Genomic DNA, 23,943 nt, shown 5'->3' on the forward strand with positions numbered 1-23,943 from the left:
GCGGTTCCCGGGTGCCGGTCCGACGTCTCCTAGGAGCCGGTACCCGTGAGGTAGGCGGAGACGACCACGTTGGCCGTGTAGCTGTCGGTGGCGGGGTCGAAGGTGCCGCCGCAGGTGATCAGGCGGAGTTCGGCGCGGCCCGTGTCCCGCGGACCGTAGGCCTGCTGGGCGTCGAAGCCGTCGCGGGTGAGGACCCGCACGTCGTCGACGGTGAACTCGGCGACCTCGCCGTCGTCGCGGACCACCCGGAGCGTCTCGCCGGGTTCCAGGGTGCTGACCGCGTGGAAGACGGCCGGCTCGGTCTCGGTGTCCACGTGGCCGACCAGCAGCGCGGTCCCGGCGGCGCCCGGCGATGTGCCGTCGGCGTACCAGCCGACGGCGTCGGGCCGGTCGAAGGGCGGTGGCTCGACGGCGCCCTCGGTGTCGAGGCCGCGGGCCAGGACGGGCGCCCGGATGCCGAGGCCGGGGATGTCGAGCCGCTGCGGCAGGGCGGCGCCGAGGGGGGTGCGGGCGGGCGGCAGCGGCAGGTCGGGGGGGCGGCCGGCCGCCGCCATGTCGCCGGTGGCCGGCCGGGAGGTGCCCTCGCGCGCGTCGGTGGCCTCGCGGCCCCAGAGCCACAGCCCGAGGAGCAGCACCACCCAGGCGGTGCCGGTCACCAGGCGGCCCGGGCCGACGGTGGGACGGTCCTGTTCCGACATGGTCAGCCCGTCCCGCGGCTCCGGCTGCGGACGCTGCGCAGCGCGACGGCGACGGCGGCGATGCCGGCGAGGACCAGGCCGGTCACGGTGTGCGCCGTGCCGGGGGGTTCGGGCCGGGCCTCTTCGCGGGTGTCGGCGGCGGCCAGCCGCGCGGTGCCGCCGCCGCCCGCGTCGACGGGGGCGACGGGAGAGGAGTGGGCGGCCGGGCGCCGTCTCTCGCCGACGGTGACGGTGCTCTCCCGCGCGGCGTCGCCGCACGTGATCCGTACGGCGTAGGCGCCTGCCTCCAGGGTGGAGCGGACCGAGCCCGCGCCCACCAGGGCGCCGTCGGAACGCGACAGGGAGAGCTTCACGTCCGAGACGAACGCCGCCGAGACGGCGACGGCCGTCTTCTCGGTGCAGTCGGACACGCGGAGCCTCACGTCGCCGCCCGGCACGGGCGCGGACGGTGACACCGAGACACCTCCCCCGTCCGCCGCGTGGGCGGCCGGCGCGATCGGTGCGAGTGCCGCGGCCACCGCGGCACCGGCACAGAGAGTGACTTTCAGTGAGCCCATCGTGTACCTCCAGTTATCTGGAGGCTGCCCCGCGGGACCGGCCCCCGCATCCTGCGCGGGGGCCGGACTACTCCGAACGGGTCGTGCCGGTGGGTGGCACGTTTACCGGGTTCAGACCCGTTCGACCAGGTCCGCGATCGAGTCGACCACCTGAGACGGACGGTAGGGGAAGCTGTCGACCTGCTCGGGGCGGGTCAGGCCGGTGAGCACGAGGAAGGTCTGCATGCCGGCCTCGATGCCGGCCAGCACGTCGGTGTCCATACGGTCGCCGATCATGGCGCTGCTCTCGGAGTGGGCGCCGATCGCGTTGAGCCCGGTGCGCATCATCAGCGGGTTGGGCTTGCCGGCGAAGTACGGCTGCCGGCCGGTCGCCTTGGTGATCAGGGCGGCCACGGCGCCGGTCGCCGGGAGCGGCCCCTCGGTGGAGGGGCCGGTCTCGTCGGGGTTGGTGCAGATGAAGCGGGCGCCCCCGTTGATGAGCCGGACCGCCTTCGTCATCGCCTCGAAGGAGTACGTGCGGGTCTCGCCGAGCACCACGTAGTCGGGGTCGTGGTCGGTGAGGATGTAGCCGATGTCGTGCAGGGCGGTGGTCAGGCCGGCCTCGCCGATGACGTAGGCCGAGCCACCGGGCCGCTGGTCGTCCAGGAACTGGGCGGTGGCCAGCGCCGAGGTCCAGATGGCCTCGACCGGGACCTCCAGGCCCATGCGGCGCAGCCGGGCGTGCAGGTCGCGCGGGGTGTAGATCGAGTTGTTGGTGAGCACCAGGAAGGGCTTGCCGGACTCGCGGAGCCTCTTGATGAAGGCGTCGGCGCCGGGGATCGGCACGCCCTCGTGGATGAGGACGCCGTCCATGTCGGTGAGCCACGACTCGATGGGCTTGCGATCTGCCATGTGCAACGAACTCCCTGGCGTGCGGTGGGACGAGGGCGGGGGCGCCGGAACCACGGCGTGCCGACGCCCCCAGCCTAATCAGGAGCCCGCCGGGTCAGTTGCCGGTGGCCGACTTCCAGGCGTCGATGTAGGAGGTCGGGTTCTTCTCGATGTCGGCCCAGTCGGGTTCGAAGAGGTAGTCCACGCAGGGCTGGTCGCAGTCGGGGGGACAGGGAGGCGGGGCTGGGTTCGCGTGCGTGCCGGGGGGCGGCGCGCTCGTGGGGCGCGGGTGAGGGGGAGTCAGCGGCGCCTGCGGGCGAGCAGGACGGTTCCGCATCCGGCGGCGACCAGCAGAGCGGCGGCCGCCGCGGCCATGCCCGTGCGGCCCGGTCCGGTGCCGGCCAGCTCCTCGGCGTACGGGGGGTCGGCGGCCCGCCCGTCCCGGGCCTCGTCGGCGCGGCCCTCCGGGGCGTCGGCGCGACGGCCCTCCGGGGGGTCGGCGCTCGGGGCGGCGTCCCTACCGCCCGTGTCCCGGCCGTCCGGGGTGGCGGCGCCGGAGGGGGACGCGGGGTCGGCGCTCCGGCCGGCGGTCGGCTCGTCGGCGGGCGCGTTCGACCTGATGCGGAAGCGGTAGTCGTTCGACTGGCCGATCCAGTCGCCGTCGTCGCCTCGCCGCTGGACCACGGCCGCGGTGGCGGTCACGTCGTTGGCGACGGCGTCCGAGGTGAGCGCCAGCCGCACCTTGACGGTGAGGGTCTTGCCGGGGTCGACGGTGAAGCCGGGGAAACGGGGAAGGGTGGCGCTGCCGCTCACTGAATCGCCCTCTGCATCGGACTCGCCCTCTGCCTCGGACTCACCTTCGGTCGCGTCTGCGTCTTCGTCCTCGGCCGCTTCCTCGCCGAACACGCCGATCAGCTCGTCCCGTTCGGTCGACTCGAACGCCACGGGACGCGCCTGCTCACCGTCGTAGAACTCCAGGCGGGGCTGCGACGGTTTCAGGGCCCGTTCCTCGTCGACGAGGACGACGACCGGGTGGATGCCCTCACAGATCCGGGAGGTGGTGTTGGTGAGGTCCAGGTACCAGGTGCCGTAGCCGCCCCCGGCCTCGAAGCCGGTGGGGCCGCCGTGGATGCGGGTGGTGAGGGGGAAGGTGTGGTCGTCCGGGGCCGTGCACGCGGGCAACGGCGCCTGCGGGTCCGCGTGCGCGGGGACGGCCGACGCGGCGGCGGCGAGCAGGGCGGCTGCCGCCACCAGGCAGGGGGACGTGGACGTGAACAGTCGCATAAGCACATGAGCGTGCCGGTGATGTCCGGCTTCGGGCACCGCCATTCGGGCCACGCCCCCCGGACGGAGCACCGACACCCTCCGATCGGCGGTCGCCCCCCCCCCCCCCGATCGGCGGTCGGCGGCCGGCACCCCTCGGCCCGCTTTCCGCCAGGCGGCACCAAAGTGGCGCGATCGCGCGTTGCCGCTCCACCCCGGCGGGCCGCAGCCTGAGGAGCGGGAGCGCTCCCACACCACCGGTGCCCCCAGCCCCTCACGCCACCCCCCGCCCCGCCTCCCCCCTCAGGAAGAGGCACAGGAAGAGCACCCGCCCCCTCCCCACAGGAAGAGAAGGACAAGAGGCCCATGGACCTGGCTTGTCATATACATGCTCTATTTCGCGCCACGGGACGACGTCCGGGACTCCCCTTCGCCACGCTCGCCCTGGTGATCCCGGCCCTCCTGCTGACCGCCCTCGCCCCGTCACCCGCCGCGGCGGCGCAGGCCGCGGCGCCCGTCCCCCTGCCGTCGCTCAGCGCGACCACGACCCAGGTCGCCTCCGGGCTGCGGCGGCCCACCGCCATCGCGGCCCCCGACGACGGCACGGACCGGCTGTTCATCACCGAGAAGTCCGGCCGGGTCCGCGTCTACCACCCGGACACCGGCCTGGCCGCCGCCCCGCTGCTCGACATCACCGCGGCCGTGGACGAGTCGGGCAACGAACGCGGGCTGCTCGGCATCGCGCTCCCGCCGGACTTCGCCGACAGCCAGGACCTCTATCTGGCGTACACGGCGCTGCCCGACGGGGCGGTCACACTGGCCCGCTACCGGCTCGACGCGTCCCGCCTGGAGGTCCTGCTCTCCCAGGAGCACGCCGAGTACAACAACCACAACGGCGGCCAGCTCGCCTTCGGCCCGGACGGCAAGCTGTACTGGAGCATCGGCGACGGCGGCGGCTCCGGGGACCCGTTCCGGTCCGGCCAGCGGCTGGACACCCTGCTGGGCAAGATCATGCGCATCGACGTCAGCCGCGCCTGCGCGCCGCTCGCCTACTGCGTCCCCGGCGACAACCCCTTCACCCGCACTCCCGGCGCCCGGGCGGAGATCTGGCTGTACGGGCTGCGCAACCCCTGGCGCTTCTCCTTCGACAGCGGTGACGGCTCGCTGTGGATCGGCGACGTCGGCCAGGGCCACTGGGAGGAGGTCGACCACATCCCCGCCGGGAAGGGCGGGCTGAACCTCGGCTGGTCCTGCTACGAGGGCCTGGAGGAGTTCGAGGGCGGCGACTGCGCGTCCGGCCAGGAGTACACCGAGCCGGTCTTCACCTACTCGCCGTACACCGGCGGCTGCTCGGTCATCGGCGGCCACGTCTACCGGGGCCGGGAGTACGCCGACCTGGTGGGCGGTACGTACATCGCCACCGACTACTGCTCGTCCACCGTCTGGGCGCTGCGCCCCGACGGGCGGGGCGGCTACGAGGAGGCCGAGATCGGGCAGATGCCCACCCAGGTCACGTCGATCGGCGTGACCGTCGACGGCGAGTTCTACGTGGTCAACGACCTGCCCGGCGGGCTGCACCGGGTGTCGTTCACCCGGGAGGAGCCCACCTGCCGGGTGGACCGCAAGGTGACCCGCTGGGGCACCGGCACCACGGTCGACCTCACCGTCACCAACACCGGCGACACCCCGGTGAACGGCTGGACCCTCGCGTTCCCGCTGTCCTTCGGGCAGACCGTCGTGTCCGACTGGAACACGGAGCTGGTCCAGCTCAGCAACACGATCGACGCGACCAACGCCCCGCACAACGCCACGATCGCGCCGGGCGCGAGCGTCACCCTCGGCTATCTCGCCGCGCACACCGGCGACGCGTCACCACCGCCCCGGTTCACGCTCAACGGGGACGCGTGCGCCGTCGGTTCGTGAACGCCGCCGGCACGCCGTGAACGACGGTCGGTCCGGCCCGGGCCCACACGGCCCGGACCGGACCGTCTCCGTCCCTGGTCCTGGTCCTGGGTGCCGCGTCCCTCGCCCCCCGTTCCGCGCCACGCCTCACACCTCACGCCCGAGCGCCGGGCGGCACGTCAGGCGTCCCCCCGCCCGAACAGCGGCGCGAGCAGCAGCTGCGCCGCGCCCTCCGCGACCCCGCGCACCCCGCCGGGCGCCATCCGCACCGGTACGGCGCCGCCGTGACCGCCCTCCCGCCGGGCGCGGGCGGCGAGGACGGCACCGACCCCGCCGACGAAGGCCTCCGGCGCGGCGGCGACGGTACGGCCGCCGAGCAGGACCAGGTCGATGTCCAGCAGCCCGGCGAGGTTCGCGGCGCCCGCTCCCAGCACCCGGGCCGCCTCCGTGACGTCACCGCGGGCGACGGCCCCGAGGCACAGCGCCTCTATGCAGCCGCGGGCGCCGCAGGTGCAGGGCGGCCCGTCCAGCTGGACGACCTGGTGCCCGAACTCCCCGGCACCCGTCCGGGCGCCCCGGTGCACCCCGCCGCCGATCACGAGCCCGGCGCCCAGTCCCGTACCGAGGTGCAGATAGGCGAAGGAGCCGCCTCCGCCGGGCCCCTCTCCACCGACCGCGAGGCCCAGGGCCGCCGCGTTGGTGTCCTTGTCGACGACGACCGGCACACCGAGCCGCCGCACCAGCGCGTCGCGCAGGGGGAAGCCGTCCCACTTCGGGAAACCGGTGACCCGGTGCAGCACGCCCCGGACGTGGTCGAGCGGCCCGGGGAGGGCGACACCGAGACCGAGGAGGGTGGGCGCGTGGGCGGCAGTCCCTTCGGGCGGCCCCAGGGTGTCCGCGACCAACGTGCGGACCGCCCCCGCCACGCCCTCCAGCACCGCTTCCGCCCCCGCGCCCAGGTCCAGCGGGGAACGCCGCTCCCCCAGCACGGTGCCGTCCAGATCGACCAGCACCGCCCGCAACTCGTCCCGGTCCAGGTGGACGCCGAGCGCGTGGCCGGCCTCCGGCACCAGGCGCAGTACCGTCCGCGGCTTGCCGCCCGTGGACGCACGACGCCCGGCCTCGGCGGCCAGGCCGTCCTCCCGGAGGCGTGCGGTGATCTTGCTGACCGCCTGCGGGGTGAGCCCGGTCCGCTCGGCGAGTTCCAGCCGGCTGATGCCCTCGGCGCCGGCGGTGCGCAGCAGGTCGAGCACCAGGGCGGCGTTGGGACTGCGCGGGGCGCGCGGCTGGGCCCCGCCCACCGCACCCCGCACGCCGCCCCCACCCGCGACGCCCACGCCACCACCACCGGTGACCCGCGCGCCGGCCCTCGCACCTCCACCGTTCGTCCTGTCCACGCCCCCATTGTCACCGGCGCTTGCACTTTGGCAACTCCGTTGCGAAAGTAGGAGGCATGACTGGTACTCCTCCCGGCAGGTCCCCGCTGCGCGTCGGCCTGGTCGGCTACGGCCTCGCGGGCTCCGTCTTCCACGCCCCGCTGATCGCCGCCACCGAGGGCCTGGCCCTGGACACGGTGGTCACCTCGAACCCGGACCGGCAGCAGCAGGCCCGCGCCGAGTTCCCGGACGTGCGGACCGTCGCCACGCCCGACGAGCTGTTCGACCGGGCCGGCGAGCTGGACCTGGTCGTCGTCGCGTCCCCGAACAAGACGCACGTACCGCTCGCGACGAGGGCCCTGGAGGCCGGTCTGCCGGTCGTGGTGGACAAGCCGGTGGCGGGCACGGCGGCCGAGGCGCGGGAGCTCGCGGCGCTGGCGGAGGAGCGCGGTCTGCTGCTCTCCGTCTTCCAGAACCGCCGCTGGGACAACGACTTCCTCACCCTGCGGCGGCTCATCGCCGAGGACGCGCTGGGCGACGTGTGGCGCTTCGAGTCCCGCTTCGAGCGCTGGCGGCCGAAGCCGAAGGGCGGCTGGCGCGAGTCCGGCGACCCGGCAGAGATCGGAGGTCTCCTCTACGACCTCGGCAGCCACGTCGTCGACCAGGCCCTCGTCCTCTTCGGCCCGGCCACGCAGGTCTACGCCGAGTCGATCGTCCGGCGCGTGGGCGCGGAGGCGGACGACGACACGTTCATCGCCCTCACGCACGCGAACGGCGTCCGCTCCCACCTGTACGTCTCCTCCACCGCCGCCCAGCTCGGCCCCCGCTTCAGCGTCCTGGGCTCCCAGGCCGGTTACGTCAAGCACGGCCTCGACCCGCAGGAGGCGGCGCTGCGCGAGGGCAAGCGGCCCGGCCCGGGCTGGGGCGAGGAGGACGAGTCGCTGTGGGGCCGCGTGGGCGCCGGGGAGTCCCCGACGACCGGCGGCGGAAACGTGACGGCGACCGTGCCGGGCGACTACCCCGCCTACTACGCGGCGGTGGCGAAGGCGCTGCTGGAGGGCGGCCCGAACCCGGTCGGCGCCCGCGAGGCGGCTGCCGCCCTGGACGTTCTGGAGGCGGCCCGCCGGTCCGCCCGCGAGGGAGTGGTGGTGGCGCTGTGAGTTCCGAGAAGCCCGTCCCGACGGTGGAGGAGCTGGAGGAGCAGGAACGCCTCCTGGTCTTCCGCCGGTTCACGCACGACGACGCCTGGGCGCTCGGCTCGCTCCTCGTCGAGCTGGCCCGCGAACGCGGGGCGCCGGTCGCCATCGACATCCACCGCGCCAGCCAGCAGCTCTTCCACGCGGCCCTGCCCGGCTCGACCCCCGACAACGACGCCTGGATCGCCCGCAAGCGACGGGTGGTGGAGCGGTACGGCTCCGCGTCCTACCTGGTCGGCTCTCGCTTCCGGGCCAAGGGCACGACGTTCGAGGAGTCCTCGCGGCTCGACGCCGACACGTACGCGGCGCACGGCGGCTCCTTCCCGATCACCGTGGCCGGCGTCGGTGTGATCGGCTCGGTCACGGTGTCCGGGTTGCCGCAGGTGGAGGACCACCGGATGGTGGTGGAGGCGCTGGAGCGGTTCCTGGGCGAGTAGCCCGCTCGGCCGCGGTCGGCCCCGGACGGCGTACTCCGGGAATCACCGATGGGTGCCTGTGGTTGGCAGGCAGGTACCCACGATGATCGCAGTGCTCACCGAAGGGATCGCGAACCGATGAACGAGGCGACGGCTTCTCTGAAGGAATCGGTCGGACGGTACGGCGCGTGGAGCGTGCAACTGCGCTCCGGGTCCGCGACGAGCGACGCCGAACGCACCGAGGCCGCCGCCGAGTTGGAGCAGCTCGGGTTCGGTGCCGTGTGGCTGGGCGGCAACACCTCCGCCGCGGACGCCGCCCCGCTGATCGAGGCGACCTCGCGGATCGTCCTCGGGACCAGCATCCAGAGCATCTGGGAGCACGATCCCTCCGCGACGGCGGCGAGCTTCGCGGAGCTGGAGGTGGCCCACCCCGGCCGCTTCCTGCTCGGCCTCGGGGTGAGCCACGGTCCCCGGGTCGAGGGCTACAACCGCCCCTACTCCAGGATGGTCGAGTACCTCGACGGCCTGGACCGGGCGGGCCTGCGGTCCGACCACCGGGTGCTGGCGGCGCTCGGCCCGAAGATGCTGGAGCTGTCCCGGGACCGGGCCGCGGGCGCGATCCCGTACCTGGTCACCCCCGAGCACACCGCGCAGGCCCGTGAACGGCTCGGCGAGGGGCCGCTGCTGGCGCCGGAGTTCAAGGTGGTCCTCTCCTCCGACCCGGCCGCCGCCCGCGCGACGGCGCGCGCGTACCTCGCCCGGTACCTGGAGCTGCCGAACTACACCAAGAACTTCCTCAACCTCGGCTTCACCGAGGCCGACGTCGCCGGCGGCGGCAGCGACCGCCTGATCGACGCCGTGTTCGCGTGGGGCGACGAGGACACGATCCGCGCCCGCATCGACGCCTTCCTCGACGCGGGCGCCGACCACGTGGCCCTCCAGGTGGTGGAGGACGACATGACGCTGATCCCTCGTGAGGGCTGGCGCCGCCTGGCTTCCCTACTGGCGTGAGGCAGGCGCCCCTCAGGGGCGCGGGGAACGGCGCGACCAGCCACACCCCACCCGCAGCCGACAACACACCGCACACCGCCAAGGGGCGCGGGGAACTGCGCGACCGGCCCACCTCAACCCGCGGCCGACAACGCACCGAGTCCCCCCGCCCCCAGCGGAGCGCCTACGCGTTCTTGAGCGACTGCCGCTGCCGCCCCAGCCCCTCGACCTCCAGCTCCACGACGTCCCCCGCCCGCAGGTACGGCTTGGGCTCGGGCTGCCCCATCGCCACCCCCGCCGGCGTCCCGGTGTTGATGACGTCACCGGGCCTGAGCACCATGAACTGGCTGACGTACCGCACGACCTCCCCCACCGGGAAGATCTGGTCCGCGGTCGTCCCGTCCTGCTTCAGCTCCCCGTTCACCCACAGCCGCAGCGACAGCCGCTGCGGGTCGGGCACCTCGTCGGCGGTCACCAGCCAGGGGCCCAGCGGGTTGAAGGTCTCGCAGTTCTTGCCCTTGTCCCAGGTCCCGCCCCGCTCGATCTGGAACTCCCGCTCGGACACGTCGTGCGCCACCGCGTACCCCGCGACACACGCGAGGCCCGCCTCGGCCGACTCCAGGTAGCGGGCCGTACGGCCGATCACGACCGCCAGCTCCACCTCCCAGTCGGTCTTGACGGAGCCGCGCGGCACGAGCACGGTGTCGTCCGGCCCGACCACCGTGTCCGGCGCCTTGAAGAAGACGACGGGTTCGGCGGGCGGCTGGGCCCCGGTCTCCTGAGCGTGGTCGTGGTAGTTGAGCCCGATGCACACGATCTTGCCGATGCGCCCCACGGGCGGTCCGACGCGCAGCCCGGTTCCGTCCAGGACGGGCAGCTCACCCGCTTCGGCGGCGGCCCGTACCCGGCCGAGCGCGGCGTCGTCGCCGAGCAGCGCCCCGTCGATGTCCGTCACCACGCCCGACAGGTCTCGCAGGGTCCCGTCGGCGTCGAGCAGCGCGGGTCGCTCCGACCCCGCCGTACCGACTCGCAACAGCTTCATGATCCCCAACTCCTCGGTCTCGGGCAGCCCGCCGACGAGGTGCGACCTGGGTGCGGCAGTGACGCGACAACCATCGGAGGACTGGTCGATCGTCCAAGGTCGGGGTCCACTCCGCAATACCCCGTTCACGTACTGGACCGTAGCCAGGCCGTGCGCCCCTGCCGCACCCGTACGCCTCACCGGTACAGGAAGGCCCGCTCGACGGCGCTCCACGTCGTGCTGGTGACGACGTACAGCGCGGCGGCCAGCGGCACCACGGCCACGGTGACGAGCGTGAAGAAGGACAGGAACGGCATGACCCTGGTGATCGCGCCGACCCCCGGCACCGCCTCCCCGTCCCCGGCGGGCAGCAGCGGCCGGTCGGCCATCGTCCGCTTGGTGAGCCGGTAGCTGAAGGTGGCGACGGCGGCGACGACCGCGAACAGCACGACGTACACGAGCCCGGCGCCGCCGGTCATCCCGCCGTCACCGAGCGCGTCGGCCCACCGCCCGCCCAGCGGGGCGGCGAGGAGTCGGTGCGAGAGCAGTTCGTTGGCCTGTCCGCCGACCGAGGAGCTGGAGAACAGGTGGTAGAGCAGGAAAAAGGCGGGCACCTGGCACAGGCTCGGCAGGCAGCCCGACAGCGGCGACACCTTCTCCTCGGCGTGCAGTTCGAGTACGGCCCGCTGCAGCTTCTCGGGGTTCTTCGCGTGCTTGCGGCGCAGTTCGGCGACCTTCGGCTGCAGCGCGGTACGCGCCTTCTGTCCGCGCGCGGCGGCCCGGGACAGCGGATGGACGAGGAGCCGTACGAGCGCGGTGAACAGGACGATGGCGGCGGCCGCGGCGGAGGCGCCGAACAGCGGCTGGAGCAGGTCGGCCAGGTGATCGACCAGGCTGGCGAAGACGGACATGGGTGAGCCCTCCGGGGGTCTCGTCGTGCCGGGGTGGGAAGACGGCATGACGACACGACCCGCGCGGGGTTGCCTCGTGTGGAAGGGGTGCCCTACGCGGCGGTCGCCGGGAGGGCGCGCCCGGGCGCTCGGGGCCGGCGGCGGCCGGGGGCGTCGGGGTCGCGTTGGGGCAGGAAGGCCGTACGCAGGTCCCGGTCCCTGAGGGCCGTGCGGACCCGGGTGCGCGGCACGGCGGGCGCGCAGCGGGCGGCGATGACGGCGCAGACGGCGAGCGCGGACCCGACCGCGGCGGTCGCGGCGAGCGCGACGGTGACGGAGAGGCTGCCGACGTCGACGAGGGCGACGGGGAGGAGCACGAGCAGCAGCACGAGCAGGGGGCGCAGGACGGCCCGGTTCCGGGTCATCGGCCACCCCTTCCTCTCCCACGCATGGGGCCCAGTCGTCCCCAGTTATACAGGACCTACCGCGGCGCCCGCTCCTGCGCCGGAGCGGTCCGCGAGGGCTGCTCGACCTCGATCGGCCGGAGCAGCCGCCGCCGTCCGAGCAGCGCCCGGCTGACCGGGTCCGCCGGGTCCGGGTCGAGACCGGGGCCGGGCTCCATGTCGATGTCGCGGACGGCGACGGTGGTCCCGCAGGCCGGGCAGACACCGTGCGGGTCGAGTTCGGTGCCGCAGTCGGCGTGCCAGAACGTGCGCATGGGCTCGCCGCCGAGCTGCTCGCGCCCCCAGATCCCGAGCGCGCGCAGGGCGGGCCACAGGGCGATGCCGCGCTCGGTGACGACGTACTCGTCCCGCGGCGGCGACTGCTGGTAGCGGCGCTTCTCCAGGATGCCCTCGGCGGTGAGCGTCTGGAGGCGGTTGGCCAGGACGGCGCGCGGGATGCCGAGGTGGACCAGGAAGTCGTTGTAGCGCCGGACGCCGTAGAGCGCGTCGCGGATCACGAGCAGGGTCCACCGCTCGCCGACCACCTTCAGCGCGCGGGCGATCGAGCACTCCTGCGCCGCATAGTCCTTGCCCAGTGCCATGCGTCCTCCGCGGGCGGCCTGTTCATGGGCCTCTCGGTGATCGGTCTCTTCAGCTATCTGCCGGCGCTGCTCCAGCGGGCGCTCGGGCTGTCCCCGATGGACACCGCCTGGCTGTTCCTGCTCTGGTCCGGCCTCTCCTTCACGGTGGCGCTCCAGGCCCGCCGGCTCGCCCACCGTCTCCCCCCACGGGGGCAACTGGCCGTCGGCTTCGCCCTGCACGCGGCGGGTGCCCTGGCGATGCTCGGCGCGGTCGACGCGGGCTCCTGGGGCCGGATGCTGCCCGGCCTGGTCCTGGCCGGCGTCGGGAGCGGCCTGCTGAACGCGGCGCTGCCCCTGCTCGCGGTGGAGTCGGTACCGGCGGCGCGGGCCGCGATGGGCTCGGGCGCCCAGCAGACGTTCCGTTACATCGGCTCGTGCGCCGGGGTCGCGCTGACCATCGCCCTGGTGACGTCGACGGGGAGCCCCGGCCGCGGCACCGACGTGGCGCTGTGGGTGTCGGCGGGGTTGGCGGTGGCGGCGGGCATACTCGTGGCGGTGCTGCGGGAACGGGGCTGAGCGGGCGGCACCTTGCGGTCCCGGACGTGAGCGGATCCGGACCTGTCACCGGCCCCCGGGTGGGGCGTCCGCACGGCCGCGCTGCCTGCCCGAGCCCCTGGCCTGCGGATACCTCACCTTCGTCACCTCTCGGCAGTACGGTGTCATCCATGCGCCCCGACACGCCCGCCGAAAACGTCGACCACACCGCCGAGGCGGCCCGCCTGGAACGGACCGCCGGCCTCTACCCCGAGGACGCCGAAGCACTGCTCCTGCGCGCCGCGGCCCACCTGGAACTGTCCGGCGACCGCCCCGCCGCCACCAAGCTCTACGACCGCCTGCTGGCCTCCGCCTCCGGGGCCTCCGCGCTGGAGAACCCGTCCCTGATCCGTGCCCTCAAGGCCTCGAACCTGTGGGAGTACGACCACGAGGCCGAGGCGAGGGCGATCATCGACGGCGTCCGCACGGCGGCGCCGCGCGACCCCGCCCCCTGGGTGATCGTGGCCGAGGCCCTGGAGGCCCACGACGAGCTGGAGGCGGCCCACGAGACGTTCACGGAGGGCGCCCGCCTGCTCCTGACGGACGTGGCGGAGCCCCCGTACTCGACACACCCCCTCCTCTACGGCCGCCACCGCGTCCGCCGCATGCTGGGCCTGGCCCACGACGAGTGGGACGCCCTGGCCGACACCCTCCACACCATGCCGGTCTCCCTGGACGAGCTGCACGACCCGAAGCGCGTCTGGTCGCTGGGCTCGGACAACCCGGCGGACCTCCAGGCGGAGATCTCCCGCCTGCGCGCCGAACTCGGCGCCTACCGCGAGGCCCTCTCCCGCCCCTTCCCGGTCGCGATGCTCCACTGGCCGGCGGACGAACTGACGGAACTCGTCGAGGCGTACCCGCCCCTGGCCGCCGAGTACCCGTCCTACGAGGAGCACCTGTCGACGATAGAGGCGGCCCTGCGCGAACTGGCCTCGTCCGGCACCCCCAACCTGGGCGTGGTCCGCGGCACCGTCCCGTCCTACGAGGCCTTCGCGGCGTCGGAGGGCGCGGCCCCGTCCGACCCGTCCCTCCTCCCCCAGTACGCGACGACCCTGGCGGCCCGCGGCCGCGCGGTGGCGTGGCCGCCGCAGCGCGGGGCGGCGTGCTGGTGCGGCTCCCAGCGGCCGTACGCCCAGTGCCACGGAGGGGACACCGCCACGGACCGATGAGAATCCGCGCCGGCGGACGTCTACCGGAGCACCAGCCCTACGGAACACGCGGGGCGTCGACCCGAGGAGACCGGACGACATGAGCACCGAGCAGACCTCCACCCCGGCGAGCGGCTTCACCTACACCCTGACCCGCACCCTGGACGCCCCCGCGGCGCGGGTCTGGCAGGCCTGGACCACCCCCGACCAGTACGCCCAGTGGGCCCACGCCGCCCCCGGCTCCGTCGCCATGGACGTCCGGCCGGGCGGCGCCTGGAAGTCCACGGTGATCACCCCCGACGGCGCCGAGTTCCCCCTCACCGGCACCTACGCCGAGGTCACCGAGAACCGCCGCCTCGTCACCGGCATGGACATCCCCGGCCGACCCGACCCGACCCTGATGACCATGACCCTCACGGAAGAGGGCCCCCGCAACACGGTCATCACCCTCACCCAGACCTGCGAGACGGCAGAGGAGCGGGACATGGCGGAACAGGGCAGCGGGATGCTGCTGGACGGGTTGGAGGGGTTCCTGGGGGACGGGTCGCGGGGCTGAGCAGCGCGAGCGCATACGACGCGGCCCGACCGCCGAAGTGCCGACCAGGGAGGAGCGTGAACACTTGCCGGACAAGTGTTCACGCTCTGCTCATCCGCTGTGCCCCACACCGCGAGCACCCCGGCCCGTCACCAAAGGCGTAGCTGGCTGTCAGTGCCTCCTGTTAGAACTGAACCACGTCGGCATGATGATCGAGGGGGCGTGGTGGGAGAAGCGGGGGTACCGGGGCAACCGGTCGCGGGGGTCTACGAGCAGCTCATCACGGACAGCGTGCACGGCGAGCTGGAGCGGCTAGAGGCCGCTGGCTGGAAGGCCGTCGACGCAGAGGTCAGCGCGGAGTCCTCGCCCCATGTGCTGGCTCGGCACATCGGTGACATGGTGACCCGTCGCCTCAGCCAACTCCCGGCCGCCCAGCGGGTTCCCTTCGCGAACCGCATACTCGAGTCGCTGGCCGCAGGTACGGGCGAGCAGAGTGGCCTCGAGCCCGTCAGCTCCATCGTCGAGGGACCTCGTCAGTTGCTGGCCTTGGCGGAGCAGGAGGCTCCCGGGGCCTACGCGATCCGTCCGCTCACGCCGCTCTCTGACACGTCCTTGCTCACCAACTCGCCGGAGGACCTCAGCCTCGGATCGGAGCTGAGGGCCGAGTTGGCCACCGCAGACCGTATCGACCTGCTCTGCGCGTTCGTGAAGTGGTACGGCATCCGGGTTCTGGAGGACTCCCTGCGCGCCGCAAAGGAACGCGGTGTGTCGATCCGGGTCATCACCACCACGTACATGGGCGCCACAGACCGCCACGCGCTCGACCGGCTCGTTCGCGAATTCGGCGCCACCGTGAAGGTCAACTACGAGATCCGCTCAACCCGGCTGCACGCCAAGGCTTGGCTCTTCCGTCGCAGGACAGGGTTCGACACCGCGTACATCGGCAGCTCCAACCTCTCCCGTGCGGCGCTGCTCGATGGCCTGGAGTGGAACGTCCGCCTGTCGTCGGTGGCCACACCTGCGGTACTGGACAAGTTCGAGGCGACCTTCGACGCGTACTGGAATGACGCGGCCTTCGAGACGTACGACCCGGACCGCCACGGTCAGCGCCTCGACGGGGCACTGGCCCAGGCGCGCGGGACCACATCGCCCAGCGACCTGAAGATCAACCTCTCCGGCCTTGAGGTACGTCCCTTCCCTCACCAGCGGGACATGCTGGAGCGACTCCACATCGAGCGCAACCTCCGTGGACGGCACCGCAACTTGTTGGTAGCGGCTACCGGTACCGGAAAGACGGTGATGGCCGCGCTCGACTACCGACGCCTGAACCGGGAATCGACGGGCCCTCGGCCGAGGTTGCTGTTCGTGGCCCACCGCAAGGAGATCCTCAGGCAGTCCTTGCGTACCTACCGCGAGGTGCTGGACGACGCCTCGTTCGGTGAGCTGCTGCACGGCGGCGCGGACCCGCGAGAGTGGAACCACGTCTTCGCCAGCGTCCAGTCGCTCAACGTCCAGAGACTGGAGCAGTTGGCTCCCGACCACTTCGACATCATCGTCATCGACGAGTTCCACCATGCGACGGCCTCCACCTATCGGCGGGTGATAGACCACTTCACGCCGAAGGAACTGTTGGGCCTTACCGCCACTCCGGAGCGGATGGACGGTCGTAACGTCCAGGACGAGTTCTTCGAGGGGCGTATCGCCGCCGAAATGAGACTCTGGGAGGCACTGGAGAACGACCTGCTGTGCCCCTTCCACTACTTCGGAATCCCTGACGGCACGGACCTGACCGGCCTCCATTGGCAAAAGGGCTCCTATGCGGATCAAGAGCTCGGCAACCTCTTCACGGGCAACGACGCCCGGGCCCGGATCGTCGTCAAACAGATCCGGGACAAGGTCTCCGACCCGGGCACCATGCGGGCGCTCGGATTCTGCGTCACCAAGGCGCACGCCCACTTCATGGCGGACTTCTTCCGCAAGGCCAACTTCCAGGCCGTCGCGCTCGACAGCGACTCGCCTGCCGACGTACGGGCCGGGGCGCTGTCCGACCTGCGCAGCGGCAAGCTGCAAGTGATTTTTTCAGTGGACCTGTTCAACGAAGGGCTCGACATCCCGGACGTCGACACCCTGCTTCTGTTGCGGCCCACGAACAGTGCGACGGTCTTCCTCCAGCAGCTGGGGCGAGGGCTGCGGCGAACCCAGACGAAGCCAGTGCTTACCGTCCTCGACTTCATCGGGCAGCACCGAGCCGAGTTCCGCTTCGAGGAGCAGTTCCGGGCTCTGACCAACCTGTCGCGGAACCGGCTGGTCGACAACATCGAACGCGACTTTCCGCAGTTGCCGTCCGGCTGTCAGATTCTCCTGGAGGGCAAGGCGAAGGATCTGATCCTCGACAACATCAGGACCCAGCTGGGGGCCACGGTGAAGACGCTGGCGAAGGAGGTCAAGGAATACAGCACCCCACGTCTCGCCGACTACCTCCGGGAAAGCCGCCGAGAGATCAAGGAGCTGTACAAGAGTGACAACTCCTGGACGAGCGTCCTCCGTCGAGCAGGGCTGCCCACCGAACCCGCTTCGCCGGGTGAGACGGCACTACTGAGGCGGGTCCACGCCTTTCTGCACGTCGACGACCCCCAGCGTGCACAGAGCTACTCGCGTCTCCTGGAAGACGATGCCCCACCGTACGAGGCACTCGGAGCGACCGACCAGGCCTACGCCCGCATGCTGTTCTTCAATCTGTGGGACAACGCCGGCGGTTTCACGAGTTTCCAGGAGGGCCTCGCCGCCCTACGCCCACAGCGAGCGCTTCGGGATGAACTCCGACAGGTGCTGTCGTACGTGATCGAGCAGGCGGACCACTTTCCGATCCCGCTGTCCGGCCATTTCAGTCAGGTCCCGCTGAAGGTCCACAGTGCGTACAACCGGTCGGAGATCCTGGCCGCGCTCGGCGTCGCACGCTTCGGTGGACAGATGCCGAGGTCCTTCGCGCAGGGCGTGCAGTGGGTCGAGGAGCTCCAGACGGACGCGCTCCTCGTCACCCTCGAGAAGAACGAAAAGGACTTCTCCCCCACTATTCGCTACAAGGACTACGCGGTGAGCCCGACGCTCTTCCACTGGGAGTCCCAGAACGCGACGTCAGCCGACTCGCTCACGGGGCTGCGCTACCAGCAGCACGCGCGTCGCGGCAGCCATGTCCTGCTATTCATGCGCCGCTATAAGAACACAGACATAGGAAAATCCCAGCCGTGGACGCTCCTCGGCCCGGCGACCTACGTGCAGCACACCGGCAGCAAGCCGATGGCGATCACCTGGCACCTCGAACACCCACTACCGGCCGACGTGTGGATGTACTCGGCCATCGCAGCCAGCTAATCAGCCGCCGAAAGTGACCGATCCAGGAGGTCTCGGAGTTCACCGAGAGAGTCTCTGACCGCATCCCACCTAGCCCAAGCATCCCCCACGGACATCTGCTGGTAGATCGGGCTAGGAAGACTCTGGAACGGGTACTTACCGGCAGTCGTCGACCTGTGGGCGGCCTCTCCCCGTCCAGCGGCCAGACTTCGGAGCGCGGAGACGAGATTCGCACATTCCTCGCGCACCAACACCTTACTGAATCCCAACGGCTCAAGAAGACGGCAAAGATCCATGTCAGAGATTCCGTGGCTGGCACCCACGACATCATCTCTGTACCAGTTACTAACTCGCCCGATCAGAGTCTTTCGGTTCAATATTGGAACGTCGTACAGGTCCGCCTGTTTAGCTTTGGCTCCCACTGGCTTCATCTTCCTCACCTGGGCAGGCGAGGCATAGAAGTCAACGAAATATCCTTGCCCTTCCAACAGATTACCGATATTCCGACGGAAATGGATCGTGAGCGCGTGCAGGCAGTGATGCTGCATCATACTGTTGTCGTCGCGAGCCCATCGAGCCAGATACTCCAAGCACTGAGACTCGACAAACTCCTCCAGCTCTGAACTACACAGGATCAGGAACGCCCGCACGCGCACGCGGACGTCGTCGAAGTACTCGTCCGTCATCTCGACCGGATCGTCCGCAAGAGCACCTTCGTCTGTCAGCATGCGCAGCTCGCGGGCGACAGCGAGAACATTGGCCTCAAGGGGGGCGACAGCTTCCCACTCAGCCATGTTCAGGACACCTCAGGCAGCACGATCACGCTACGCGGCAGATTTGCCTCAAGGCCTGACAGGGCGTGTAGTCGCTGCCCCCACGCACCAAATCGCGTCCTGACCGCAAGCGGTGTCTTGGTCGTACTGCTGACCGCGTCGACGAACGCTCGGTCCTCTTCGCACAGAAGCTGGAAAGCCGCCTTAACGTCGTCCCCGTGCTCCAACTGCCACTGCCGCAACTCCGCATCGACCATGAAGTGCATCTGGACGTCGAAGATGGCCCTGTTGAACGACCGCTCGAAGCGACCACGCGAGTACTTACGACAGGCGTCATCACCAAAAACCTCACGCGTTGCTTCGATTGCGACGTCCAACGCATCAGCGGCGCGTCGGACACCTTCGCCCGAATCCGCACTCCAAGATTTGGTCAGGATTCTCGCCGTACCGTCGAGGAAGTTCTTCAGGTTGCCTTCGTAGGGCTGAACTCCACAGTGGAAGGCAAGAAATCGGAGCAGCAGTTCCGCATCGACCATACGACGATCAGGTTTGCTCTTGTTCAAGAGCGCGCGGAGTGCAACGCTAGACCCAGAACGCTCATCGACGAAGTCCATGAAGTCGCCTGGAAAAAGCGCCTGCCGCAGTTCCTGCGGAGACAATTTCAGACTTCCCGAGTTAAGTCGATAGAACACTGTGTAAAGGAAGTCCTGACTGTGCCACTTACGCAGCAGGACGGCTCTGATAGTGGCGTTCTCAAACCGAACGGATTCGACCGGAAAATCTTCCTGCATCACGTCATAAGTTATGCCATTAAGTTGCTTCGTTTCCGTCAGTCCAGTGAGCTTCAGACGTTCGGCCAGCCAATCGGCGTCTCTAGGATCGGCCGGGTCCGCGCAGAACTGACGGATCGCAAGGAGGCGTTGCTTACCATCAATCACCATGTACCGACCCGGCGTCGTTTGATCCTCCGCCAGGACAATCTGCGGCACTGGGTAACGCTGAACCAACGACTCTATGTATCTGGACTTGGCGACCTTCGTCCATGCGTCACGGCGCTGGAAGCTCGGGTTGAGGTCGATGCGACCCTTGCGCATCTGGCTCACGACTGTTTCGACTGTCCAGTCGACCGTCGTCGTCGCGGCCTCGTCATCGTCCCAAGCCGAGAGGTCCTGCTCGTCCTCGCCAGACTCGTCAACATATTCGTCCAGGTCAGTCATGCCTCGGAGTGTATCGATCAAAGGCCCGTTGGAGTCCACAAGCGCCAAATGATCTGCCTACTAGTCGTACCTACACTGCTCGACTCAACAAGCCCATGCGGGCGCTTAGCTAGCTGGAGGTGACGCCCTCGGTGTCACCACGCACCACTCGGTACCCTGCCCCCATGATTCGCGCAGTGGTCTTCGACGTCGGTGAGTGTCTCGTGGACGAGACCCGGGAGTACGGGACGTGGGCGGACTGGCTCGGGGTGCCGCGGCACACCTTCCACGCGATGTTCGGCGCCGTGATCGCTCAGGGCCGCGACTACCGCGACGTCTTCCAGGAGTTTCGACCTGGGTTCGACCTCTACGAAGAGCGAGAGAAGAGGGCCGCCGCCGGGCAGGCGGAGACCTTCGGCGAGGACGACCTGTACGACGACGTCCGAGCGTGCCTTCGGCGACTTCGCGCTGATGGGCTGTGGCTTGGTATCGCGGGAAACCAGACCGTCCGCGCAGGGCGGATCCTGCGCGACCTCTTCTGCGCAGACGTCGACCTGATCGGCACGTCCGACGACTGGGGCGCCAGTAAGCCCGACCCCGAGTTCTTCAAGCGAGTCGCCGACGCGGCACCTTTCGACGTCGGTGAGATCCTCTACGTCGGCGATCGCTGTGACAACGACGTCCGGCCGGCCCGCGAAGCGGGACTGCACACCGCACTCGTGCGCCGTGGTCCTTGGGCCACCATCCAGTGGCACAGCGCCGAGGCACGGGAGCTGCCGACCTTCCGCATCGAGAGTCTCGCTGGACTCAGCGACGCGATCGCCCTCTTCAACGGCTCAGAGCGCTGACCGTCGTCGACCAGTCGTACAGTCGGTCGTCCAGGTCGCGGACGCAGCGCTCATGTTGGTGAGAGGTGAGCGCGCGACGGACTTCGCGTACGCGATCCATGCCCGTCGCGTACCACGTGATGGCCAGTTGATCGAGAGCCTTTCCAGCGTATGAGCAGGCCTGCTCAGGGTTTCCGGCCGCGACCTCGACCGACGCCAAGTCGCCATATACGACGGTCCGTTGTTTGGCATCGCTTGGTGTCATGGCCTCAAGGGCCCCCAGCAGGGCCTCGCGGGCCTGCGGGAGGTGGCCCGCGAGCAGGTGGGTGTTGCCCTTGAAGGCCGCGAGTCTGGCCGGGGAGAACCAGTCCATCCACTCGGGTGATGGGTGTTCGTTACCGTCCTTCAGGACGTCCTCCGCATGGCGGATCAGATGCAGGGCGGTGCGAGTGTCACCGCACCTGGTCTCACACTCGGCCTCGACGGCGTCCAACCAGGCCAGGAACTCGGCCGACGCCGCGGCTCGCCGTGCGTAGGTGCGTGCCGCGATCATGCGGTCCAGGGCTGCGTCGCGGTCTCCGGCCCAACCGGGGATGAAGGCCATGTGCGCGATGATCGCCGACCCAAGCATCGGGTCGTCGGCTTCGCCCGCCGCTTGGAGGGCGAGGAGAAGAGTCTCGTGTGCCATGCTCGGCTCGCGCATGTCGAAGAATTCGATCCGACCCGCCAGGAGATACGTCTCCGCCAGCGCTGCCGCGATCACAGCGCGTGTGGGACTCGCCGTCTCCGGGAGCAGGGCGCAGCCCAGCGTCGCGTGCGCCAGGACGGCAGGGTGCAGTGTGGCCGGCGCGACCGACCAGTAGAGCCGACGATGAGACCTGGTCACCGCCTGGAAGTCGGTTCCGACGGTGGTCGGTTGAAAAGCCGCACCTCCTCGACCGGGTGTCACCGCCCGTCCCAGGAACGTGGCTCCCCCGACGTCCAGCGTGCGACGCACAGGGTCGGGCTTCGGGCCGTTTGCTCCCCACGGCGGAGCGAATCCGAGTGCCTCCAAGCTCTGACCCAACAGGTGCACCAGGACGCGCTGGCAGTCCGGCTGCGGCCACGGAGGGTTGTCCGACTCCCAGCGACGGACCTGTCGTACGCCGATGGACAAGCCGCGGATGCCCATGCTCTGCGCATGTTCCGTAAGGGCGTCGGCCAGGCCCTGCTGTGAGTTGAACCCGGCGGCTACGCGTGCGGCCTTGAGCCGAATGTTTCCTGTCGGCCTGGACACGGGACCTCCTGCTGACGACTACGCCGAGCTTCCCACATAAGTCCGGTAGGAGACGTCCCGTCACCCTCAGGTTGTCATCGACGTCCTGTCAAGGCCCCCTCAGAGGCCTCTAGAAGCCCTAGTTCCGGAACCGTCCGGTGAGGAGTCTTAGACGCTGTACCTCACCGTGACGGAGTCCAGGAGGCCCCGGTGTACACACAGGACGCTCTCGATCGAGTCATCTCCGAGTGGCTCGCCCGTAGTGACCCAGATCCGGAACGGGCGCGGCGGGAGTGGGCGACCCAGAGCGTCGCGCTACTGCCCCTGGGCGAGCGGTTCGGGGCTGTGCGCTTGCCCGCCCGCGTGGTTCACGCCGCTGTCCGGTCTCAGAACAGGAACCGCGTGGCGGTGACTCTGGGCGAGTTGCTCGGCGGGTCGATCATTTACGACCGCCGAGTGGCAGGCGGAACGTACTACGCGCTGATCCAGGCGCACGCCGCTCTCGTATGGGCGTACGAGGACATCGCGGTCTGTCTCGGTCACGGCACCTACCTGGGGGTTCCGCGCATCGACCGCCAGCAGCCACCTGGCACGTACTGGGTCGTCCCGCCACGGTACGAAGGCGATCTGTGCGCCCCGCGAGCAATCACCGCCCTGGTGCGTGACGGGCGGGCACGTCTGGGCGCACCGACGATCACCGACGCGTTCGCCGACATTCTGAGCGCGGAAGGATGTGGCACAGCATGACGATGCCCGCCGACCTCGACAACGACGCCGCCGCGCTGCGGCACGCGATGGTGAGGGCCTTCGCTGAAACCGGGACTCCGCTCGCGCCTGCCTGGCAGGCGGTCGCAGAAGGGGTGCCCCGCCACGCCTTCGTACCCGGCTTCTACCTGCCTGCTGTCGCACGCGATGAGCAGGGACTGACGGTGTGGGATCCGGTCACCCCCGACCTCGACTACGGGCGCTGGCTGGCGAGCTCGTACTCGGACACCACGTTGATCACCCAGATCGACGGCGAGAAGACCGATTGGAAGAACCCCACCGTCCGGCGTGGAGGAACACCTACCTTCTCGTCCACGCTGCCTTCCCTGGCGCTGCATATGTGGTCGGACGCCGACGTCGCCGAGGGACACACGGTCCTGGAGGTCGGGACGGGGGCCGGGTACTCGACGGCGCTCGCCTGTGAACGGCTTGGGTCGTCCCACGTGACCAGCGTCGAAATCGATCCCGACAGGCTGGAGACGGCGGCCGACGCGCTGTACGGCTGTGGCTACACGCCGACTCTGGCACGGGCGGACGGGCTGTACGGGTACTGGCCCGAAGCCTGGTTCGACCGGATCGTGGCCGCCTGCTCCGTCCGCGCCGTTCCCTCCGCCCTACTGAGGCAGACGCGGCCAGGCGGAAAGATCCTGCTCCCCTTGTCGGGGTGGCTGTACGGCAGTGCTCGCGTCCTTCTCACCGTCGCCGCGGACGGCACCGCCGAGGGTCCCCTGCTGCCAGGCACCATCTCCTTCACGGCCGCGCGGACACACGCGGCACCGGCGTACGGAAATCCGGCTGACTGGGCCGCGGGTCTACCCGAAGCGCCCCGGTCGGCGCGGCACGCCCCGGAGCGGCTCACGGCTGCGACCGAAGAGGCTTTTCATCTGCGGTTTCTCACCCAAAGCGCGGTGCCGGACGCTCAGCTGGTCACCATCGACGGGATCCTGCATCTGGTCGACGTCGTCTCCGGCTCCTCCGCCGCGCTCACGATGGACGGTGACACATGGGAGGTGCGGGAGGGCGGGCCGCTGCGGTTGTGGGAGCGGATCGAGCAGGTCGTCGACGCTTTCGACGCCGCGGGCCGTCCTGGGCCGGACGCCTTCACCCTACGAGTGGACAGCAAGGGACAGCAGTTGTTGCACCCGGGCATGCCTCCACTCCCGTTGATCGCGTCGTGAGGACTGTCCAGGGGAGGGAGGGAACGCCGTAGCACGGGCGCCTGACGCGACGGTGTCCCACCGCACGGATGGGGCAGACCGGCTCGGCTCCCTTTCAACGCGTGCCGCGGTGTCCGCG

Annotated in this window: 22 protein-coding genes and 1 pseudogene; 11 read left to right on the forward strand and 12 right to left on the reverse strand. The window is 70.4% G+C overall.

Annotated elements, in window-relative coordinates:
• Nucleotides 1–29: 29 nt before the first annotated feature.
• From ACZ6EG_RS04915 to ACZ6EG_RS04930, 4 genes are all read right to left on the reverse strand, one after another.
• Entirely contained in the window at nucleotides 30–698 is a 669-nt protein-coding gene (locus ACZ6EG_RS04915) for a class F sortase (RefSeq protein WP_391968163.1), read from the reverse strand.
• Nucleotides 699–700: 2 nt separating this feature from the next.
• Nucleotides 701–1,255 (reverse strand): hypothetical protein, encoded by a 555-nt coding sequence (locus ACZ6EG_RS04920; RefSeq protein ID WP_391968164.1) that lies wholly within the window; start codon nucleotides 1,253–1,255, stop codon nucleotides 701–703.
• A gap of 111 nt (nucleotides 1,256–1,366) precedes the next feature.
• Entirely contained in the window at nucleotides 1,367–2,146 is a 780-nt protein-coding gene (locus ACZ6EG_RS04925) for an HAD-IIA family hydrolase (protein WP_356603790.1), read from the reverse strand.
• A 279-nt stretch (nucleotides 2,147–2,425) separates the two neighbouring features.
• On the reverse strand, nucleotides 2,426–3,409 hold the full coding sequence (locus ACZ6EG_RS04930) for a hypothetical protein (RefSeq protein WP_469601550.1): 984 nt from the start codon (nucleotides 3,407–3,409) through the stop codon (nucleotides 2,426–2,428).
• 426 nt (nucleotides 3,410–3,835) lie between these two features.
• On the opposite strand from ACZ6EG_RS04930, the gene ACZ6EG_RS04935 reads away from it, so the two are divergent.
• On the forward strand, nucleotides 3,836–5,311 hold the full coding sequence (locus ACZ6EG_RS04935) for a PQQ-dependent sugar dehydrogenase (RefSeq protein WP_469601553.1): 1,476 nt from the start codon (nucleotides 3,836–3,838) through the stop codon (nucleotides 5,309–5,311).
• Between the two features lie 158 nt (nucleotides 5,312–5,469).
• On the opposite strand, the gene ACZ6EG_RS04940 is transcribed toward ACZ6EG_RS04935, so the two are convergent.
• Nucleotides 5,470–6,627: an ROK family transcriptional regulator gene (locus tag ACZ6EG_RS04940; protein WP_469601688.1), complete on the reverse strand. Its 1,158-nt coding sequence runs from the start codon at nucleotides 6,625–6,627 to the stop codon at nucleotides 5,470–5,472.
• 116 nt (nucleotides 6,628–6,743) lie between these two features.
• Between ACZ6EG_RS04940 and ACZ6EG_RS04945 the strand changes: the two genes are divergently transcribed.
• The 3 genes from ACZ6EG_RS04945 to ACZ6EG_RS04955 all read left to right on the forward strand — a co-directional run bounded on the left by ACZ6EG_RS04945 (nucleotide 6,744) and on the right by ACZ6EG_RS04955 (nucleotide 9,289).
• Entirely contained in the window at nucleotides 6,744–7,826 is a 1,083-nt protein-coding gene (locus ACZ6EG_RS04945; RefSeq protein ID WP_469601556.1) for a Gfo/Idh/MocA family oxidoreductase, read from the forward strand.
• Complete coding sequence (locus ACZ6EG_RS04950) at nucleotides 7,823–8,299, forward strand: heme-degrading domain-containing protein (protein WP_469601559.1); 477 nt, start codon at nucleotides 7,823–7,825, stop codon at nucleotides 8,297–8,299. The genes ACZ6EG_RS04945 and ACZ6EG_RS04950 overlap by 4 nt, the downstream gene beginning before the upstream one ends.
• A gap of 117 nt (nucleotides 8,300–8,416) precedes the next feature.
• Nucleotides 8,417–9,289, forward strand: coding sequence for an LLM class F420-dependent oxidoreductase (locus ACZ6EG_RS04955; RefSeq protein WP_469601561.1), 873 nt, complete (start codon nucleotides 8,417–8,419; stop codon nucleotides 9,287–9,289).
• Nucleotides 9,290–9,452: 163 nt separating this feature from the next.
• On the opposite strand, the gene ACZ6EG_RS04960 is transcribed toward ACZ6EG_RS04955, so the two are convergent.
• The 4 genes from ACZ6EG_RS04960 to ACZ6EG_RS04975 all read right to left on the reverse strand — a co-directional run bounded on the left by ACZ6EG_RS04960 (nucleotide 9,453) and on the right by ACZ6EG_RS04975 (nucleotide 12,224).
• Nucleotides 9,453–10,310, reverse strand: coding sequence for a fumarylacetoacetate hydrolase family protein (locus tag ACZ6EG_RS04960; protein WP_391968170.1), 858 nt, complete (start codon nucleotides 10,308–10,310; stop codon nucleotides 9,453–9,455).
• A gap of 176 nt (nucleotides 10,311–10,486) precedes the next feature.
• Complete coding sequence (locus tag ACZ6EG_RS04965; RefSeq protein WP_391968171.1) at nucleotides 10,487–11,200, reverse strand: YidC/Oxa1 family membrane protein insertase; 714 nt, start codon at nucleotides 11,198–11,200, stop codon at nucleotides 10,487–10,489.
• A 92-nt stretch (nucleotides 11,201–11,292) separates the two neighbouring features.
• Entirely contained in the window at nucleotides 11,293–11,604 is a 312-nt protein-coding gene (locus ACZ6EG_RS04970) for a DUF6412 domain-containing protein (protein ID WP_391968172.1), read from the reverse strand.
• 56 nt (nucleotides 11,605–11,660) lie between these two features.
• Nucleotides 11,661–12,224 (reverse strand): winged helix-turn-helix transcriptional regulator, encoded by a 564-nt coding sequence (locus tag ACZ6EG_RS04975; RefSeq protein ID WP_469601566.1) that lies wholly within the window; start codon nucleotides 12,222–12,224, stop codon nucleotides 11,661–11,663.
• Between ACZ6EG_RS04975 and ACZ6EG_RS04980 the strand changes: the two are divergent.
• From ACZ6EG_RS04980 to ACZ6EG_RS04995, 4 genes and pseudogenes are all read left to right on the forward strand, one after another.
• Nucleotides 12,183–12,779: pseudogene (locus ACZ6EG_RS04980) on the forward strand (MFS transporter); the annotation flags it as partial. The gene ACZ6EG_RS04975 and the pseudogene ACZ6EG_RS04980 overlap by 42 nt on opposite strands.
• A 149-nt stretch (nucleotides 12,780–12,928) precedes the next feature.
• Nucleotides 12,929–13,966 carry an SEC-C domain-containing protein gene (locus tag ACZ6EG_RS04985; protein WP_391968175.1) on the forward strand — a complete coding sequence of 346 codons (1,038 nt, stop codon included), beginning with the start codon at nucleotides 12,929–12,931 and terminating at the stop codon, nucleotides 13,964–13,966.
• Between the two features lie 79 nt (nucleotides 13,967–14,045).
• On the forward strand, nucleotides 14,046–14,501 hold the full coding sequence (locus tag ACZ6EG_RS04990; protein ID WP_391968176.1) for an SRPBCC family protein: 456 nt from the start codon (nucleotides 14,046–14,048) through the stop codon (nucleotides 14,499–14,501).
• 204 nt (nucleotides 14,502–14,705) lie between these two features.
• On the forward strand, nucleotides 14,706–17,852 hold the full coding sequence (locus ACZ6EG_RS04995; RefSeq protein ID WP_469601691.1) for a DEAD/DEAH box helicase: 3,147 nt from the start codon (nucleotides 14,706–14,708) through the stop codon (nucleotides 17,850–17,852).
• Here the strand turns inward: ACZ6EG_RS04995 and ACZ6EG_RS05000 are convergent.
• Together ACZ6EG_RS05000 and ACZ6EG_RS05005 are read right to left on the reverse strand one after the other, a co-directional pair.
• Nucleotides 17,849–18,625 carry a hypothetical protein gene (locus tag ACZ6EG_RS05000; protein WP_469601571.1) on the reverse strand — a complete coding sequence of 259 codons (777 nt, stop codon included), beginning with the start codon at nucleotides 18,623–18,625 and terminating at the stop codon, nucleotides 17,849–17,851. The genes ACZ6EG_RS04995 and ACZ6EG_RS05000 overlap by 4 nt on opposite strands.
• 2 nt (nucleotides 18,626–18,627) lie before the next feature.
• Entirely contained in the window at nucleotides 18,628–19,821 is a 1,194-nt protein-coding gene (locus tag ACZ6EG_RS05005; RefSeq protein WP_469601573.1) for a GmrSD restriction endonuclease domain-containing protein, read from the reverse strand.
• Between the two features lie 164 nt (nucleotides 19,822–19,985).
• Between ACZ6EG_RS05005 and ACZ6EG_RS05010 the strand changes: the two genes are divergently transcribed.
• Nucleotides 19,986–20,648: an HAD family hydrolase gene (locus ACZ6EG_RS05010; protein WP_469601576.1), complete on the forward strand. Its 663-nt coding sequence runs from the start codon at nucleotides 19,986–19,988 to the stop codon at nucleotides 20,646–20,648.
• On the opposite strand, the gene ACZ6EG_RS05015 is transcribed toward ACZ6EG_RS05010, so the two are convergent.
• Entirely contained in the window at nucleotides 20,629–21,903 is a 1,275-nt protein-coding gene (locus ACZ6EG_RS05015) for a transcriptional regulator (RefSeq protein WP_469601579.1), read from the reverse strand. The genes ACZ6EG_RS05010 and ACZ6EG_RS05015 overlap by 20 nt on opposite strands.
• 189 nt (nucleotides 21,904–22,092) lie before the next feature.
• Here ACZ6EG_RS05015 and ACZ6EG_RS05020 point away from each other — a divergent pair, with 189 nt between their 5' ends.
• Both ACZ6EG_RS05020 and tgmC read left to right on the forward strand, forming a co-directional pair.
• A complete protein-coding gene (locus ACZ6EG_RS05020) occupies nucleotides 22,093–22,629 on the forward strand; it encodes a hypothetical protein (protein WP_469601581.1) in 537 nt (178 codons plus the stop codon).
• Nucleotides 22,626–23,825 (forward strand): ATP-grasp peptide maturase system methyltransferase, encoded by a 1,200-nt coding sequence (gene tgmC / locus ACZ6EG_RS05025; RefSeq protein ID WP_469601584.1) that lies wholly within the window; start codon nucleotides 22,626–22,628, stop codon nucleotides 23,823–23,825. Before ACZ6EG_RS05020 ends, tgmC begins: the two co-directional genes overlap by 4 nt.
• The last annotated feature ends 118 nt before the right edge of the window (nucleotides 23,826–23,943 follow it).

The organism is Streptomyces sp. NPDC041968 (assembly GCF_055589025.1).

Coding starts and splice junctions, on each gene's coding strand:
- ACZ6EG_RS04915 (WP_391968163.1), bottom strand. CDS start 698: ATGTCGGAACAGGACCGTCCCACCGTCGGCCCGGGCCGCCTGGTGACC.
- ACZ6EG_RS04920 (WP_391968164.1), bottom strand. CDS start 1,255: ATGGGCTCACTGAAAGTCACTCTCTGTGCCGGTGCCGCGGTGGCCGCG.
- ACZ6EG_RS04925 (WP_356603790.1), bottom strand. CDS start 2,146: ATGGCAGATCGCAAGCCCATCGAGTCGTGGCTCACCGACATGGACGGC.
- ACZ6EG_RS04930 (WP_469601550.1), bottom strand. CDS start 3,409: ATGCGACTGTTCACGTCCACGTCCCCCTGCCTGGTGGCGGCAGCCGCC.
- ACZ6EG_RS04945 (WP_469601556.1), top strand. CDS start 6,744: ATGACTGGTACTCCTCCCGGCAGGTCCCCGCTGCGCGTCGGCCTGGTC.
- ACZ6EG_RS04955 (WP_469601561.1), top strand. CDS start 8,417: ATGAACGAGGCGACGGCTTCTCTGAAGGAATCGGTCGGACGGTACGGC.
- ACZ6EG_RS04960 (WP_391968170.1), bottom strand. CDS start 10,310: ATGAAGCTGTTGCGAGTCGGTACGGCGGGGTCGGAGCGACCCGCGCTG.
- ACZ6EG_RS04965 (WP_391968171.1), bottom strand. CDS start 11,200: ATGTCCGTCTTCGCCAGCCTGGTCGATCACCTGGCCGACCTGCTCCAG.
- ACZ6EG_RS04970 (WP_391968172.1), bottom strand. CDS start 11,604: ATGACCCGGAACCGGGCCGTCCTGCGCCCCCTGCTCGTGCTGCTGCTC.
- ACZ6EG_RS04975 (WP_469601566.1), bottom strand. CDS start 12,224: ATGGCACTGGGCAAGGACTATGCGGCGCAGGAGTGCTCGATCGCCCGC.
- ACZ6EG_RS04985 (WP_391968175.1), top strand. CDS start 12,929: ATGCGCCCCGACACGCCCGCCGAAAACGTCGACCACACCGCCGAGGCG.
- ACZ6EG_RS04990 (WP_391968176.1), top strand. CDS start 14,046: ATGAGCACCGAGCAGACCTCCACCCCGGCGAGCGGCTTCACCTACACC.
- ACZ6EG_RS05000 (WP_469601571.1), bottom strand. CDS start 18,625: ATGGCTGAGTGGGAAGCTGTCGCCCCCCTTGAGGCCAATGTTCTCGCT.
- ACZ6EG_RS05005 (WP_469601573.1), bottom strand. CDS start 19,821: ATGACTGACCTGGACGAATATGTTGACGAGTCTGGCGAGGACGAGCAG.
- ACZ6EG_RS05010 (WP_469601576.1), top strand. CDS start 19,986: ATGATTCGCGCAGTGGTCTTCGACGTCGGTGAGTGTCTCGTGGACGAG.
- tgmC (WP_469601584.1), top strand. CDS start 22,626: ATGACGATGCCCGCCGACCTCGACAACGACGCCGCCGCGCTGCGGCAC.